The following is a 14,943-nucleotide window of genomic DNA, read 5'->3' on the forward strand; positions in this document are numbered from 1 at the left end:
CGTGGGAGGAGGCCCTGTCCATGGATCGTTCGCTGATCGTCGCGAAGGTGGTTCCGACCGCCGAGGCGCAGGTCGCCGAGATCTTCGCCGAGTCCGACGCCACGGAGCTGCCGCGCCTGGCCGGCGTGCGGCACCGGTCGCTGTACCGGCTGCACGACCTATACGTGCACCTGCTGGAGACCGAGCTGCCCGGTGACGAGGCCGTGCGGGCCGCGCGGCAGCACCCGGAGTTCGACCGGGTCAGCGCGCGGCTGCGGCCGTACGTCTCGCCGTACTCCCCGACCTGGCGCTCGCCGCGCGACGCCATGGCGCGCTGCTTCTACCGATTCGACGCCCCCGCCACCGCCGGGGGGCGGCCGTGACCGCCACCGCCCCCCGCGAGGAGCAGCTCTGGTCGCGCTGCGCCGGCTGCGCCACCCTGCTCTACCGCAAGCGGCTGCGCCGCAACCTCGACGTCTGCCCCGAGTGCGGGGCGCACGCCCGGCTCAGCGCGCCGGACCGGCTGCGGCAGCTCGTCGACCCGGGCTCGTTCCGGCCGCTGCCCGACCCGCCCGCCGACGTCGACCCGATCGGCTTCGTCGACGTGGTGCCGTACCCGCACCGGCTCACCGCCGCGCGGGCCGGCACCGGGCTCGGCGAGGCGGTGGTCTGCGGCACCGCCACCCTCGGTGGGCACCCGGCCGCCCTCGCCGTCATGGACTTCCGCTTCCTCGGCGGCAGCCTCGGCTGCGCCGTCGGCGAGCTGATCACCCGCGCGGCGGAACGCGCCCTCGACGACCGGGAGCCGCTGATCCTCGTGACCGCCTCCGGCGGGGCGCGGATGCAGGAGGGCGTGCTGTCGCTCATGCAGATGGCCACCGTGAGCCAGGCCGTCGCCGCGCTGCGGGAGGCGGGGCTGCTCACGGTCAGCGTGCTCACCGACCCTACGTACGGCGGGGTGGCGGCCTCCTTCGCCACCAACACCGACGTGGTGGTCGCCGAGAGCGGCGCCCGGATGGGTTTCGCCGGGCCCCGGGTGATCCGGCAGGTCACCGGCCGGGCGCTGCCGGAGGGCTTCCAGACCGCCGACTTCCTGCTCCGGCACGGGCAGGTCGACATGGTCGTGCCCCGCCGCGCACTGCGGGCCCGGCTCGTGGCGCTGCTCGCCGCGGCCCGGGGCGGGCGGACGCCGGCGCCCGGACCGGGCGACCCGGCCGCGCCGGCGGCCCGCCGGCCCGTACCCCGCCAGCAGGCGGCCGGCGCGGGCCGCGACACCGCCCCGGCGGACGCGACCGACGGCGACCCCTGGGCGACCGTACGGCTGGCCCGGCACCCGGGCCGACCGACCACCCTGGACTATCTGGACTCCGCGTTCGACGGCTTCGTCGAACTGCACGGCGACCGGCTCGGCGGCGACTGCCCGGCCGTGGTCGGCGGCCTCGCCCGGCTCGACGGCCGGCCGGTCATGGTGATCGGCCACCAGAAGGGGCACACGACCGCCGAACTGGTCGCCCGCAACTTCGGCATGGCCAGCCCGGCGGGGCACCGCAAGGCCCTGCGGCTCATGCGCCTCGCCGCCCGGTGGGGCCTGCCGGTGGTCACGCTCGTGGACACGCCCGGCGCGGATCCGGGCGTCGGCGCGGAGGAACAGGGGCAGGCCGCCGCCATCGCGGAGAGCATCCTCGCGCTCACGGTGCTTCCCACCCCGGTCGTCGCCGTCATCACCGGCGAGGGGGGCAGCGGTGGGGCGCTGGCCCTCGCGGTGGCCGACCGGGTGCTGATGCTCGCGCACGCCGTCTACTCGGTGATCAGCCCCGAGGGCTGCGCCGCGATCCTCTGGCCGGACCGGTCGGCGGCTCCCCAGGCGGCGCGGGCGCTGCGGCTCACCGCGCCGGACCTGCACCGGCTCGGCGTGGTGGACGAGATCGTGCCGGAGCCCCCGGGCGCGGCGCACGACGACCCGCAGGCGACGGCCGTCGCCGTGCGCGACGCGGTGCGCGCCAACCTGCTGCCGCTGCTCGACGTGCCGCCGGCGACCCTGGTCCGCCGGCGGCGCCAGCGGTTCCGGCGCTTCGGCGCCGCCCGCGCCGCGGCCGGGGGTGTGCGGTGACCGCCCCCGGGACGGCCGGCCCGGAGACGGCGGCCGACGGCGGCGACCGTCGGGCGGGCACGGACGCCGTCCTGGCCGGGCTGCGCCGCCACGCCCGGCAACTGGTCGCCGAGCTGGCCGGGCCGGTCCGCCGCGTCCGGCTGCGCAGCGGCGAGACCGTGCTGGAGGTGGAGTGGCACGGCGCTCCGGTCGCGCCGCCACCGGTCGCGCGGCCGGACGCCGCACCGCCCCCCGCCGACCAACCGGCGGACGGGCCGCGCCCGGCCGAGCGGTCCCCGGTCCCACTGGCCGCCGAGATGGTCGTCCGCGCGCCGATCGTCGGCACCTTCTACCGGGCGCCGGAGCCCGGGGCGGCTCCCTTCGTGGCCGTCGGCGACCACGTACGGGCCGGGCAGGTGATCGGGATCGTCGAGGCGATGAAGCTGATGAACGAGGTCACCGCCGAGCGGGCCGGCCGGGTGACCGCCGTGCTCGCCGACGACGGCCAGCCGGTGGAGTACGACCAGCCGCTGATCGCGCTGGATCCGGCCTGAGGTGGTGCGGGATGTTCGAGACGGTGCTGATCGCCAACCGGGGTGAGATCGCCCTGCGGGTGCTGCGCGCCTGCCGTGAGCTCGGGGTGCGGACGGCGGTCGTCTACTCCGCCGCGGACGCCGACTCGGCCGCCGTCCGCCTCGCCGACCGGGCCGTGTGCATCGGACCGGCCCCGAGCCGGCGCAGCTACCTCAACGCCGCCGCCATGGTGGAGGCGGCCCGGCAGGTCGGCGCCCAGGCGGTGCACCCCGGCTACGGCTTCCTCTCTGAGGACGCCGACTTCGCCGAGATCTGCGCCCTGAACGGGCTCACGTTCATCGGGCCGCGCCCCGAGGTGATGGCGGCGCTCGGCGACAAGTCGTCCGCCCGGGCCCTCATGAGCCGCGCCGGGCTGCCGCTGCCCGACGGCAGCGTCGAACCGGTGCCCACCGTGGAGGCGGCCGTCGAGGTGGCCGCCGGCATCGGCTACCCGGTGATCGTCAAGGCGGCGGCCGGGGGCGGCGGGCGGGGGATGACCGTCGTCCGGTCCCCGGCCGACCTGCCCCGGGCGTACGCGCGGACGCGGGCCGCCGCGCAGGCCGTCTTCGGCGACGACCGGGTGTACGTCGAGCGGTACCTGACCGACGCCCGGCACGTCGAGGTGCAGGTGCTGTGCGACGGGCACGGCAACGGGGTGCACCTCGGCACCCGGGACTGCTCCGTGCAGCGGCGGCACCAGAAGCTCGTCGAGGAGGCGCCCGCCCCGGCGCTCTCGGCGGGCACCCTCGACACGATCGCCGAGACGGCGCTGCGGGGCGCGCTGGAGGTCGGCTTCACCGGCGCCGGGACGCTGGAGTTCCTGGTCGACGCCGCGGAACGGTTCCACTTCCTGGAGATCAACTGCCGGATCCAGGTGGAGCACCCGGTCACCGAGATGGTCACCGGCGTCGACCTGGTGCACGAGCAGCTGCACATCGCCGCCGGTGTGCCGCTGCGCTGGCGTCAGGAGGAGATCCGCCCGCACGGGGTGGCGGTGGAGTGCCGGGTCAACGCCGAGGACCCGGACCGCGGCTTCGCCCCGACACCCGGCCGGCTGGACCGCTTCGTCCCGCCCGGCGGCCCGTTCACGCGCGTCGACACCCACGGCCGTCCCGGCTACGTCGTCGGCCCGCACTACGACTCGCTCCTGGCGAAGGTGGCGGTGTGGGCCCCCGACCGGGAGCTGGCCCTCGACCGGCTCGAACGCGCGCTCGGCGAGTTCGAGGTGGCCGGGCCGGGCGTCCGCACCACGATCCCGTTCGTGCGGCGCGTGCTCGACGACGCCGAGTTCCGCAAGGGCCGCCACACCACCGGCCTGGTCGACCGGCTGCTCGCCGCCGCCGCGCCCGGCTCGCCCGACCCCGCGCCGGCCACCACCGCACCGCCGAACGCCTGACACGAGGAGGACCGATGACCGTCACCCGAGGCCACCCGATGACCGCCGAGATCACCGACATCCTGGTGGCACACTGCGGACTGGACGCCGAGGTCGCCGCCCGTACGCCCGCCGCCTCCCTGGAGGAACTCGGCCTGGACTCCCTGGCGCTGCTGGAACTCTCCGCGGTGGTCGCCGACCGGTACCGCGTGCAGATTCCGGAGCAGGCCGCCCAGCTCAGCATCCCGGCGGTGGCCGACCTCGTGGCCCGCCGCGGACAGCAACCGGGACACACCGAGAACAGCATCGTGATCGCCGCGCCGCTGCCGCTGGTGTGGGACGTCACCAACGACGTGGCGAACTGGACGGAGCTGTTCACCGAGTACGCGGCCGTGGAGATCCTGCACCGCGACGGCGACACGGTGCGGTTCCGGCTCAGCATGCACCCCGACGAGAACGGCGTGGTGTGGAGCTGGGTGAGCGAACGCACCGCCGACCCGGCCACCCGGCAGGTGCACGCGCACCGGGTCGAGACCGGGCCGTTCGAGTACATGCGGATCCACTGGCGCTACACCGAGGAGCCGGAGGGCACCCGGATGACCTGGGTGCAGGACTTCGCCATGAAGCCCACCGCGCCCCTGGACAACGCCGGGATGACCGAGCGGATCAACGCCAACAGCGCCGTGCAGCTGGCCGTCATCAAGGAGCGGATCGAGCGGCGGGCCCGGGCCGGGGCGCCGGCCGGCGAGACGACGGGGACCGGCGATGAGTGAGCGCACGATGCACCTCGTCGCCGCGCGGGACGTACCGGCCGACCGCCGCCGGGGCGGCGCGCTGCGGGTGCTGCTCGGCCCGCGCACCGTCGGCAGCACCTCCGGGTTCATGGGTGTGGCCACGCTGGACCCGGGGGAGCGGATCGCCGAGCACTACCACCCCTACAGCGAGGAGTTCCTCTACGTGGCCCGGGGCGCGATCACCGTCGACCTGGACGACCGCCCGGTGCCGCTGGCCGCCGGGGAGGCGCTCTTCGTGCCGGTCAACGCCCGCCACCGGCTGCGCAACACCGGCGCCGAGCCCGCCGAGGTGGTCTTCCACCTCGGACCGCTGGCGCCCCGGCCGGAACTCGGCCACGTCGACACCGAGCTGGTCGAGCAGCGGGGTGCGTCGTGAGCGCGAGGAGTGAGCCGGGGTGGCGAGCCCCGCAGTCGCGAACCGAAGGTGGCGCTGTGAGCGCAAGGAGTGAGCCGGGGTTGCGAGCCCCGCAGTCGCGAACCGACGGTGGCGCTGTGAGCGCGAGGAGTGAGCCGGGGTGGCGGGCCCCGCGGCCGCGAACCGGGGTGGCGTCGTGACCGGGCGCCGCACGGTGGTGACCGGGATCGGCGTGGTCGCCCCGGGCGGCGCCACCCGCGACCGGTTCTGGAAGTCGATCACCGAGGGGCGCACGGCGACCCGGCGGATCACGTTCTTCGACCCGTCGCCGTTCCGCTCCCGCATCGCCGCCGAGTGCGACTTCGACCCGGTCGCCGCCGGGCTCACGGCGGCCGACCGGCGGCGCGCCGACCGGTACGTGCAGTTCGCGCTCGCCTGCGCCGACGAGGCGCTCGCCGACGCCGGACTCACGCTCACCGACGCCGAACGCGACCGCGCCGGGGTCGTGCTCGGCACGGCGGTGGGCGGCACCATGGCGCTGGAACAGGCGTACGTGAGGGTCAGCGACTCCGGCCGGCGCTGGCTCGTCGACCCCGGCCGCGGTGGCCCGTTCCTCTACCAGGCGCTCGTGCCCAGCAGCCTGGCCGCCGACGTGGCCTGCCGGCACGGGCTGCACGGCCCGGCCCAGGTCGTCTCCACCGGCTGCACCTCCGGCATCGACGCCATCGGGTACGCCCACCAGCTGATCGCCGACGGCGAGGCGGACGTGGTGCTGGCCGGCGCCGCCGACTCGCCGATCTCGCCGGTCACCGTCGCCTCGTTCGACGCCATCAAGGCGACCAGCCCGGACAACGACGACCCGGCGCACGCCTCGCGCCCGTTCGACGCCGACCGGCACGGGTTCGTCCTCGCCGAGGGCGCCGCCGTGCTGGTGCTGGAGGAGGCCGGGCACGCCCGGCGGCGCGGCGCGCACGTCTACTGCGAGGTGGCCGGGTACGCGAGCCACAGCAACGGCTACCACATGACCGGCCTGCGGCCCGACGGCGTGGAGATGGCGCTGGCCATCGCGGCGGCGCTGCGGCAGGCCCGGCTCGCCCCCGAGCAGGTCTCCTACATCAGCGCGCACGGTTCGGGCACCCGGCAGAACGACCGGCACGAGACCGCCGCGTTCAAGCGCGCGCTGGGCGAGGTCGCGTACCGGGTGCCGGTCAGCTCGATCAAGTCGATGGTCGGGCACTCGCTCGGCGCCATCGGCTCGATCGAGATGGCGGCCTGCGCGCTGGCCATCGAGTTCGGCGTCGTGCCGCCCACCGCCAACTGGACCACCCGGGACCCGGAGTGCGACCTGGACTACGTGCCGAACGAGGCGCGCGAGCTGCCCGTCGACGTCGCCCTCTCGGTGGGCAGCGGCTTCGGCGGCTTCCAGTCCGCGATGATCTTCCGTCGTCTGTCGAAGGCGGCCACGTGACCGCCCGGGCGGTGGTCACCGGCGTCGGGGTGGTCGCGCCGAGCGGGATCGGCGCGGACGCGCACTGGCGTACGGTGCTGGCCGGCACCCGGCGCACCGGCCCGATCACCCTGTTCGACCCGGCCGGCTACCCGACCCGGCTCGCCGGGGAGGTGCCCGGCTTCGAGGCCGCCGCGTACGCGGAGAACCGCCAGCTCGTGCAGACCGACCGGTGGACGCACCTGGCGTTCGCGGCCACCCGGCTCGCCCTGGCCGACGCCGGCCTGCCCGACCGCTCACCCGACCCGTACGGCTACGCGGTCACGCTGGCCAGCTCCTCCGGCGGCAACCTGTTCGGCCAGCGGGAGCTGCAACGGCTGTGGGGCGGGCCGACGCGCACCGTCGGGGCGTACCAGTCCATCGCCTGGTTCTACGCGGCCAGCGTGGGCCAGCTCTCCATCCACCACCAGTTCAAGGGGCCGTGCGGGGTGCTGGTCAGCGAGGCGGCCGGTGGGCTGGACAGCCTCGCGCACGCGGCCCGGTCGGTGCGCCGCGGCACGCCGGTGGTGATCGCCGGGGGGACCGAGTGCCCGCTGAGCCCGTACGCCCTCACCTGCCAGCTCGCGAACGGGCTGCTCAGCGACGTCGCGGACCCCGAGCGGGCGTACCGGCCGTTCGACGCCGCCGCGAGCGGCTACGTCCCGGCCGAGGGCGGGGCGGTCTTCGTCGTCGAGGAGCTGGGACACGCGCTGGCCCGCGGCGCGCGCGTCTACGGCGAGCTGACCGGGTGGGGAGCCACGCACGACGCCGCGCACACCGGCCCGGAGAGCGCCGGCGACCCGGTCCAGTACGCCCGGGCCATGCGGCTCGCCCTGGACCGCGCCGGCGTGGAGCCGGGGGACGTGGACGTCGTGCTGCCCGACGCGCTGGGCGTGCCCCGGTATGACCGCACGGAGGCCACCGCGCTGCGCGCCGTCTTCGGTGACCGCCCGCCCCCGGTCAGCACCGCGAAGCCGCTCACCGGCCGGGCTCACCAGGGCGGCGCCGCGCTCGACGTGGCCACCGCGTTGCTCGCGTTCCGGCACGACACCCTGCCCGCCTCGGCCGGCCCCGACGAGGTGGCCGCCGGCTGCGAGCTGGACTTCCTGCGGGAGCACCGCCGCCCCCGCACCCGGCTGGCGCTCGTGTGCGCCCGGGGCTTCGACGGCTACAACAGCGCGCTGGTCCTGCGCGGGGCCGCGCCGGCGAGGGAGGACGAGGATGGCTGAGCAGCGGGCGCGGGTGGTGTTCCTGGTCCGGGTGCCGGCCGCGCGCACCGAGGCGTTCCTGGCCGCGTACGAGGCGATCCGTCACCAGGTGGCCGGCGGGGTGCCGGGGCACCTCGTCGACCAGGTGTGCCGGTCGTCGGCCGACCCGGAGCAGTGGCTCATCACCAGCGAGTGGGCCAGCCTCGCCGACTTCGAGAGCTGGGAGCGCAGTCCCGAGCACCGGGAGCTGGTCCGGCCCATGCGGGAGTGCTTCACCGACGCCCGCTCGCTGCGCTTCCACGTCCACGCGCAGACCCCCACCCCGGCCTGAGCGCCCCGGCCGGCCGCGACGTCCGGCCGGGCCGCCGGTAGGGTCGGCCCGCGGGAAGGGTGGTGCCGACGGTGGCGTACCAGGTGGCGGTCTGCGGGCCGGCGGACGCGACGGACACGGAGGTGGCGCAGGCCCGCCGTGTCGGTGAGCTGCTCGCCGAGCGGGGTGCCACCGTCCTCTGCGGAGGCGGCGGCGGGGTGATGGCCGCGGTCGCCGCCGGCGCCCGCGCCCGCGGCGGCCTGGTCGTCGGCGTACGCCCCGACGACGGGAACGTCCCCGGCCCGTCCGCCGACGTGTCCGTGACGATCAGCACCAACCTGGGGCAGGCCCGCAACGCGGTGCTGGTGTGGAGCGCCGACGCGGTGATCGCCGTGGGCGGCTCCTGGGGCACTCTCAGCGAGGTGGCGCTGGCCATGCGGCGGGGCGGCGTGCCGGTGGTGCTGCTGGGCGGGTGGCGGGTGGTCGACGGCGGCGGCGCGGCGGTCGCCGGGCCGGTGCCGGTGACCAACCCGGAGGAGGCCGTACGGCTGGTGCTGCCGGACTGAGCGGAGGCCGCCGGCCGGCGCGAGCGTCATCCGGCCGACGGGTCGCTCTGCGCCCGGTAGGCGGCGGCCAGCCGCTTCGGCGCCCGGTCGTACCACGCCTCGACCATCAGCTCGGTCAGCTCCGTCGTGTCGATCCGGTCGAGCCGGACCAGCACGGCCGGGTAGCCGTCGAGGTGCGGGATGGTGAAGTAGACGTCGGGGTCGTCGGCGAGCAACGCCTCCTTGGCGCCCAGGTCGGGCACCCGCGCGCCGAGGATCGGGCCGTCCGGCGCCGCGTCGCCGAGCGCGGCCAGGTCCGGCTTGCGCAGCGGCCGCTCCCACACGAACAGCTTGTTCCGCACCCGCCACGCCGGCAGGCCGTCGTACGACGGGTACTCGGATGTCTCCGGCAGGCTCGCGGCGATCCGGCGGACGTCGTCCCAGCTGGCCATCCGCCCAGCCTACGGCCCCCGGCCGCCGTCGGGATCCCGCCGCTCGCCGACCCGCGAGGGCCGTCCCGGTCGGCGCCGGCGCACCGTCGGGCCGATTGACGGGCTGCGTCGACTGCGGCTACGGTCCTGCCTCGACCGAGGCCCGGGGGGACCGATGGGTGAGCCGACCGTGACCGACCTGCCGGCCGAGACGCCGCCGGTCTGCCTGACCGACTTCGCCGCGCGCGCCCGGGCGGTGCTGCCCGCCGACGTGTGGGACTACGTGAACGGGGGCAGCGGCGCCGAGGTGACTCTCACCGCGAACCGCGCCGCCCTCGACCGGGTCGCGGTCCTGCCCCGGATGCTGTGTGGGGTGGAGCTGCCGGACCTGACTACCCCCCTGCTCGGCCGCCCGTACGCGATGCCGGCGGGCGTGGCGCCGATGGCGTACCAGCGGCTGCTGCACCCCGACGGCGAGCGGGCGCTGGCCGGGGCGGCGGCCACGGCGGGCGTTCCCTACCTGGCCAGCACGCTCAGCAGCACCCCCGTCGAGGACGTGGCCGCCACCGGCGCGGAGGTCTGGTTCCAGCTCTACTGGCTGCGGGAGCGTTCGCTGGTCCTCGACCTGCTGGCGCGGGCCCGGGACGCCGGCTGCCGGGCGCTGGTCGTCACCGTGGACGTCCCGGTGCTCGGCCGGCGCTTCCGCGACCTCCGCAACGCGTTCCGGCTGCCCGCCGAGGTGGTCGCCGCGAACCTGCCCCACGGCCGGGACGACCTGGCGCACCTCGGCACGCCCGGGGTGTCGCCGGTCCCGGCGCGGTCCGGGGCGGTGTTCGCCCCCGCGCTGCGCTGGGCCGACCTCGCGTGGCTGCGTGAGCAGGTCGACCTGCCGCTGGTGGTCAAGGGGGTGCTCGACCCGCGTGACGCGCGGGAGGCCGTGGCGCGGGGAGCGGACGCGGTGGTGGTCTCCAACCACGGCGGCCGGCAACTCGACGGGGCGCCGGCCAGCGTCACGATGCTGCCGGAGGTCGTCGAGGCCGTGGGTGACCGGTGTGAGGTGCTCCTCGACAGCGGCGTCCGCGGTGGCACCGACGTGCTGCGCGCGCTCGCCCTCGGCGCGGCCGGGGTGCTCGTCGGCCGGCCGCTGCTGTGGGCCCTCGCGGCGGGCGGGCGGCCCGCCGCGGAGGAGGCGCTGGCCCTGCTCGCCGGCGAGCTGCGGGACGCGCTCGCGCTGGCCGGGTGCGCCGATCCGGCCTCGGCGCGCGAGCTGCGCACCCTCGTCACCAGCTGAGCGGCCACGGCCTGACACACCGCGTTCACCCGATGGCAATGCGCGACGGCCGCCGTTCCGGCGTCCTGGATGGACGGTCATAATGGGCGGCATGGTTGCCTGGGAGTACGCCCTGCTGGTCCGCCGCTACCAGGGGCAGGGCCGCAATTTCCACGTGTCGTTCGTCTGGTACGGCCCCGACGGCTCCCGCAAGGACGTCACCGCCTACGGCGACACGGCGATCGCACACCTCAACCGGGTCGGCCGGGAGGGCTGGGAGCTGGTCTCCGCCGCCGAGGACGTCAACAACGTGCAGGGCAGCACCGAGGTGCACCGCTACCACCTGAAGCGCCCCCTGGCCTGACACCCACCCGCCGCGCCCACCCACCCACCCGCCGGCGCCCCCGGCGGCCCGCCGCCCCCGCACACCCCGTCGATCATGAGGTTGACGGGCGGGAGAGCGCTCCCGGACCCCGCCAACGTCATGATCGACAGGCCCCGGGCCCCAGGCCCCGGGCCCCAGCCCGGGGCCTGTCGGGCCGGGTCAGGTCAGGTCGACCGTCGGGTACAGGGGGAAGCCGGTCAGCAGCTCGCTGGCCTGGCGGCTGACCTTGTCGGCGACGGCCGCGTCGAGCGCGTACTTGGCCTTCGACGGGGTGCCGTCCGCGTTCGCGCCGGGGCGGGTCTGGCTCAGCACGGTGTGGATCAGCTCGGCGATCGTGTCCATCTCGGCGGTGCCGAGACCCCGCGTGGTCAGGGCCGGGGTGCCGATGCGGATGCCCGAGGTGTACCAGGCGCCGTTCGGGTCCTGCGGGACCGAGTTGCGGTTGGTGACGATGCCCGCGTCCAGCAGCGCCTGCTCGGCCTGGCGACCGGTCAGCCCGTACGAGGTGACGTCGATGATCGCCAGGTGGTTGTCCGTGCCGCCGGTGACGAGGGTGGCGCCGCGGCGGAGCAGCCCCTCGGCGAGCGCCTGCGCGTTGGCCACGATCCGCTGGGCGTAGTCGGCGAAGTCGGGGCGGCGAGCCTCGGCGAGCGCGACCGCCTTGGCGGCCATCACGTGCGGCAGCGGGCCGCCGAGCACCATGGGGCAGCCGCGGTCCACCTGCTCGGCCAGCTCCGGCTGGCAGAGCACCATGCCGCCGCGCGGGCCGCGCAGCGACTTGTGGGTGGTCGTGGTGACGATGTGCGCGTGCGGCACCGGGTCGAAGTCGCCGGTGAAGACCTTGCCGGCCACGAGGCCGGCGAAGTGGGCCATGTCCACCATGAAGGTGGCGCCCACCGAGTCGGCGATCTCCCGCATGATCCGGAAGTTGACCTTCCGGGGGTACGCCGAGTAGCCGGCTACCAGGATCAGCGGCTTGAACTCGCGGGCCGCCTCGGCGACCTTGTCGTAGTCGATGAGGCCCGTCGCCGGGTCGGTGCCGTAGCTGCGCTGGTCGAACATCTTGCCCGAGATGTTCGGGCGGAAGCCGTGGGTGAGGTGGCCGCCGGCGTCCAGCGACATGCCGAGCATCCGCTGGTTGCCCAGCTCGCGGCGCAGCGCGAACCAGTCCGCCTCGGTGAGGTCGTTGACCTGGCGCGCCTGCGCCCTCTTCAGCGCCGGGGCCTCCACCCGGTCGGCCAGCACCGCCCAGAACGCCACGAGGTTCGCGTCGATGCCCGAGTGCGGCTGGACGTACGCGTGGGCGGCGCCGAACAGTTCGCGGGCGTGCTCGGCGGCGAGCGCCTCGACGGTGTCCACGTTCTGGCAGCCGGCGTAGAAGCGGCGGCCCACCGTGCCCTCGGCGTACTTGTCGCTGAACCAGTTGCCCATGGCGAGCAGGGTGGCCGGGGAGGCGTAGTTCTCGCTGGCGATCAACTTGAGTGATTCGCGCTGGTCGGCCAGCTCGGCGGCGATGGCGTCGGCCACCCGGGGTTCGACGGCGCGGATCACCTCGAGCGCGCTGCGGAAGGCGGTGGACTCGGCGTTCGGCGACGACATGCGACCTCCTACTCACGTACGGAAGGCCCAGGCGCTCGGCATGCGTCCTCGTGACGGGGCCGCTCCCCGATGGTTCTCCATCCCCACGCGCCAGTAACGGCCCGGCCCGATCCTACCCAACCGGCCGCCGGAGGCCCGGACGACCTCGCCGGGGTTGGGCGCCGCGCGACGGGGCACACGGTAGGGCGGTGCCGGCGAACGCGGCGCCGGCCGGAGGCGGAACACGGTGCACACGGCGGTCGGCAGGATCGTGCCCGACCGGCTCACGTCGGAACAGCACCGCCGGACGGCCGAGCCCGGCTGGGCGAGCTGACCCGGCCACCGGAGCCCCCGGCACGGCGACGGGCCCGGCGGTCGCCGGGCCCGTCGGTGCCGTTCGCGGCCGTCAGGCGCGCACGGCGTCCAGGGACTTCTTGACCGCCTTCGGGTCCGACGGCTTGCGCGGCGCGTCGTCGCGAAGCTCGATCATCCGCGCGCCGATCTCCTGGAGCTGCTTGCGGCCCAGCGCGTCACGCACCTTGGGGAACCACTCCTGCTCCTCCTCCTCGACGTGGTGCAGCACGTTCTCGATGAGCACCGTCGTCTTGGCGTTGAAGTGCTCGTCCTCGGCGTCCATGGCGAACAGCTCGGCGCAGAGCACGTCCGCCACGTGGTGCTCCTCGTAGGACTCGAGGATGTCGTCCTCCAGGTCCGGCAGGAGCCGGCGGACCTCCGGGTACATCACCTCGTTCTCCAGGTAGGTGTGCACGGTGAGCGCCTCGATGATCTGCCCGACCAGCTTCTGCCGCTGGTCCGCCGGGCCCTCCTCGGCGTCCTGGAACGCCTTGAACAGGCGGCGCATCTCCTTGTGGTCCTCCTTGAGCAGGACGATGGCATCGGTGGACACCGGGTGACCTCCTAGGTGTGTCGGGTGGTCGTCCGGTACCCCGGCGGTGACGTGCGGAAACGGGTGGGGCCCGGCGCGTCGCGCCGGGCCCCACCGTCATCGGTGCGTCGTGGTCACCTCACCACGTTGTACGCGTCGACCATGCCCGCGCCGTAGAACCCGTTGCGGGCCCCGCCGGAGCACGTCGCGTCGTACAGGTGCGGGTCCGCCGCCGAGAACAGCGGCACGGGGTTGTAGACCCCCGCCGGGCAGGGCTTGGCGACCGCGGTGTTCTGCAGGAACGCGGCCAGCTGGCCGGGGTTCATGCCGGGGTGCGCGGAGACCGCCAGGGCGGCGACGCCGGCCACGTGCGGGCTGGACATCGAGGTGCCCTGCTTGTAGCCCCACCCGTTGGTGCGGGTGGCGGTGTTGAAGGTGGTGGACAGGATCGCGTCGGTGGTGGTGGACCGGGCGCCCTGGGTGCGGAACCGGGTGTCGCCACCGGGTGCCGTCACCTCGACCACACCCTGCCCGTACGAGGAGTAGTAGCTCTTCTCCCCGGTCGGGCCGACCGCCGAGACGGTCACCACGCCCGGCGCCTCGGCCGGCAGGTCGAGGCAGGCGCTGTTGATCTCACGGGTCTCCGGGGTGCCGTTGTTCGGGCTGCCCTCGTCGACCGTCTTGTGCTGCAGGTCCACGTTGGAGTTGCCGGCGGACGCCACGTTCAGCACGCCTTTGCTCGCCGAGTAGCGGATGGCCCGCTGCACGGCCTGCCACACCGGGCGCTGGCGCGCGTCGTTGCGGCAGTTGAACTCCCACGGGTCGATGTAGTAGCTGTTGTTGGTCACCTGCATGCCGTGCTCGGCGGCCCAGATGAAGCCGCAGACGGCCGCCTCCGGGAAGATGTAGCCGTCGTCGTTGACCACCTTCACGGCGGCCACCTTGACGCCCGGCGCCACGCCGGTGACGCCCACGCCGTTGACGGCGGCGGCGATGGTGCCGGCCACGTGCGTGCCGTGGTCCGACGTGGTGGGGTTCCAGGCCGCCTCGGTGGTGTCGGCGACACCACCGACGCAGGACGCGCTCTTGTCCTTGGCGATCTGGCTGGCCAGGTCGGGGTGCGTGCTGGAGATCCCGCTGTCCAACACGCCGACGACGACGTCCGGGCTGCCCGCGTTGACGGCGTGCGCCTGCGGCACCCGCATCATCGGCATGTCCCACTGCTGGGCGAAGAGCGGCTCGGCGGTGGCGTCCGCGGTGGTCCGGACGGCGTCGGCCGCCGGCACCTCCACGGTTTCGCCCTCCTCCAGGGCGGTGCCCAGGCCGGCGGTGGCGGCGACCGAGTCGACCCCGGCGCCGGCCACGGCGGTGGTGAAGCGGGGGTTCGCCGAGCGGGCCACGAGCACGCCGATCTGGTCGTAGCGGGCCACCACCGTGCCGTCGGCGGCGGCCACCCGGGCTGCCGCCCGGTCGGTCTTCGCCCCCTGCGGGGCGAGGACGAGGTAGGTGGTCTCCGGGCCGGCGGCGGAGGCGGCCGGGGCCAGCCCTCCGGTCACGGCGAGACCGATGCCGAGCGTCAACGCGGACGCCGCGGCGAGTGTCTTGCGACGGATCACCTTCACACAGACTCCCAAGGGGGCCGTACATCGCCGCTCGGGTGCCCCTGGGCAGGGGCAACC

16 protein-coding genes and 1 riboswitch are annotated in these 14,943 nt (G+C 75.3%); of the genes, 12 read left to right on the top strand and 4 right to left on the bottom strand.

Translation table 11 applies throughout. The features are described 5' to 3' along the window. The first annotated feature begins 20 nt into the window (after positions 1-20). From OG994_RS06375 to OG994_RS06420, 10 genes are all read left to right on the top strand, one after another. Positions 21-362 (top strand): TcmI family type II polyketide cyclase, encoded by a 342-nt coding sequence (locus tag OG994_RS06375; protein WP_328852521.1) that lies wholly within the window; start codon positions 21-23, stop codon positions 360-362. Further along, on the top strand, positions 359-2,089 hold the full coding sequence (locus tag OG994_RS06380; protein ID WP_328852522.1) for an acetyl-CoA carboxylase carboxyltransferase subunit alpha: 1,731 nt from the start codon (positions 359-361) through the stop codon (positions 2,087-2,089). Before OG994_RS06375 ends, OG994_RS06380 begins: the two co-directional genes overlap by 4 nt. After that, positions 2,086-2,622: an acetyl-CoA carboxylase biotin carboxyl carrier protein gene (accB, locus tag OG994_RS06385; protein WP_328852523.1), complete on the top strand. Its 537-nt coding sequence runs from the start codon at positions 2,086-2,088 to the stop codon at positions 2,620-2,622. The genes OG994_RS06380 and accB overlap by 4 nt, the downstream gene beginning before the upstream one ends. Positions 2,623-2,633: 11 nt before the next feature. Continuing rightward, positions 2,634-4,037 (top strand): acetyl-CoA carboxylase biotin carboxylase subunit, encoded by a 1,404-nt coding sequence (locus OG994_RS06390; RefSeq protein ID WP_328852524.1) that lies wholly within the window; start codon positions 2,634-2,636, stop codon positions 4,035-4,037. A 14-nt stretch (positions 4,038-4,051) separates the two neighbouring features. Beyond that, positions 4,052-4,789, top strand: a complete 738-nt coding sequence (locus tag OG994_RS06395; protein WP_120326769.1) for an SRPBCC family protein — start codon at positions 4,052-4,054, stop codon at positions 4,787-4,789. Then, positions 4,782-5,186, top strand: a complete 405-nt coding sequence (locus OG994_RS06400; protein WP_328852525.1) for a cupin domain-containing protein — start codon at positions 4,782-4,784, stop codon at positions 5,184-5,186. The genes OG994_RS06395 and OG994_RS06400 overlap by 8 nt, the downstream gene beginning before the upstream one ends. A 175-nt stretch (positions 5,187-5,361) precedes the next feature. Continuing rightward, positions 5,362-6,633, top strand: coding sequence for a beta-ketoacyl-[acyl-carrier-protein] synthase family protein (locus OG994_RS06405; protein WP_328852526.1), 1,272 nt, complete (start codon positions 5,362-5,364; stop codon positions 6,631-6,633). Then, on the top strand, positions 6,630-7,880 hold the full coding sequence (locus tag OG994_RS06410; protein ID WP_328852527.1) for a beta-ketoacyl synthase N-terminal-like domain-containing protein: 1,251 nt from the start codon (positions 6,630-6,632) through the stop codon (positions 7,878-7,880). Before OG994_RS06405 ends, OG994_RS06410 begins: the two co-directional genes overlap by 4 nt. Continuing rightward, on the top strand, positions 7,873-8,190 hold the full coding sequence (locus tag OG994_RS06415) for an antibiotic biosynthesis monooxygenase family protein (RefSeq protein WP_120326772.1): 318 nt from the start codon (positions 7,873-7,875) through the stop codon (positions 8,188-8,190). Before OG994_RS06410 ends, OG994_RS06415 begins: the two co-directional genes overlap by 8 nt. A gap of 71 nt (positions 8,191-8,261) precedes the next feature. Continuing rightward, positions 8,262-8,735, top strand: coding sequence for an SLOG cluster 4 domain-containing protein (locus OG994_RS06420; protein ID WP_328852528.1), 474 nt, complete (start codon positions 8,262-8,264; stop codon positions 8,733-8,735). Positions 8,736-8,761: 26 nt separating this feature from the next. On the opposite strand, the gene OG994_RS06425 is transcribed toward OG994_RS06420, so the two are convergent. Next, positions 8,762-9,166, bottom strand: a complete 405-nt coding sequence (locus OG994_RS06425) for an MmcQ/YjbR family DNA-binding protein (RefSeq protein WP_120326773.1) — start codon at positions 9,164-9,166, stop codon at positions 8,762-8,764. A gap of 154 nt (positions 9,167-9,320) precedes the next feature. Between OG994_RS06425 and OG994_RS06430 the strand changes: the two genes are divergently transcribed. Both OG994_RS06430 and OG994_RS06435 read left to right on the top strand, forming a co-directional pair. Further along, positions 9,321-10,436, top strand: coding sequence for an alpha-hydroxy acid oxidase (locus OG994_RS06430; protein ID WP_120326774.1), 1,116 nt, complete (start codon positions 9,321-9,323; stop codon positions 10,434-10,436). Positions 10,437-10,518: 82 nt separating this feature from the next. Then, positions 10,519-10,779, top strand: coding sequence for a hypothetical protein (locus OG994_RS06435; protein WP_120326775.1), 261 nt, complete (start codon positions 10,519-10,521; stop codon positions 10,777-10,779). 180 nt (positions 10,780-10,959) lie between these two features. On the opposite strand, the gene OG994_RS06440 is transcribed toward OG994_RS06435, so the two are convergent. The 3 genes from OG994_RS06440 to OG994_RS06450 form a co-directional block, all read right to left on the bottom strand. Then, entirely contained in the window at positions 10,960-12,399 is a 1,440-nt protein-coding gene (locus OG994_RS06440) for a glycine hydroxymethyltransferase (RefSeq protein ID WP_120326776.1), read from the bottom strand. 18 nt (positions 12,400-12,417) lie between these two features. Beyond that, positions 12,418-12,507, bottom strand: a riboswitch (ZMP/ZTP riboswitch). A gap of 277 nt (positions 12,508-12,784) precedes the next feature. Beyond that, positions 12,785-13,285, bottom strand: a complete 501-nt coding sequence (locus OG994_RS06445) for a hemerythrin domain-containing protein (RefSeq protein WP_120326777.1) — start codon at positions 13,283-13,285, stop codon at positions 12,785-12,787. Positions 13,286-13,398: 113 nt separating this feature from the next. Further along, positions 13,399-14,886: a S8 family peptidase gene (locus tag OG994_RS06450; protein WP_328852529.1), complete on the bottom strand. Its 1,488-nt coding sequence runs from the start codon at positions 14,884-14,886 to the stop codon at positions 13,399-13,401. Between the last annotated feature and the right edge of the window lie 57 nt (positions 14,887-14,943).

It is taken from the genome of Micromonospora globbae, assembly GCF_036184225.1.
GTDB lineage: Bacteria > Actinomycetota > Actinomycetes > Mycobacteriales > Micromonosporaceae > Micromonospora > Micromonospora globbae.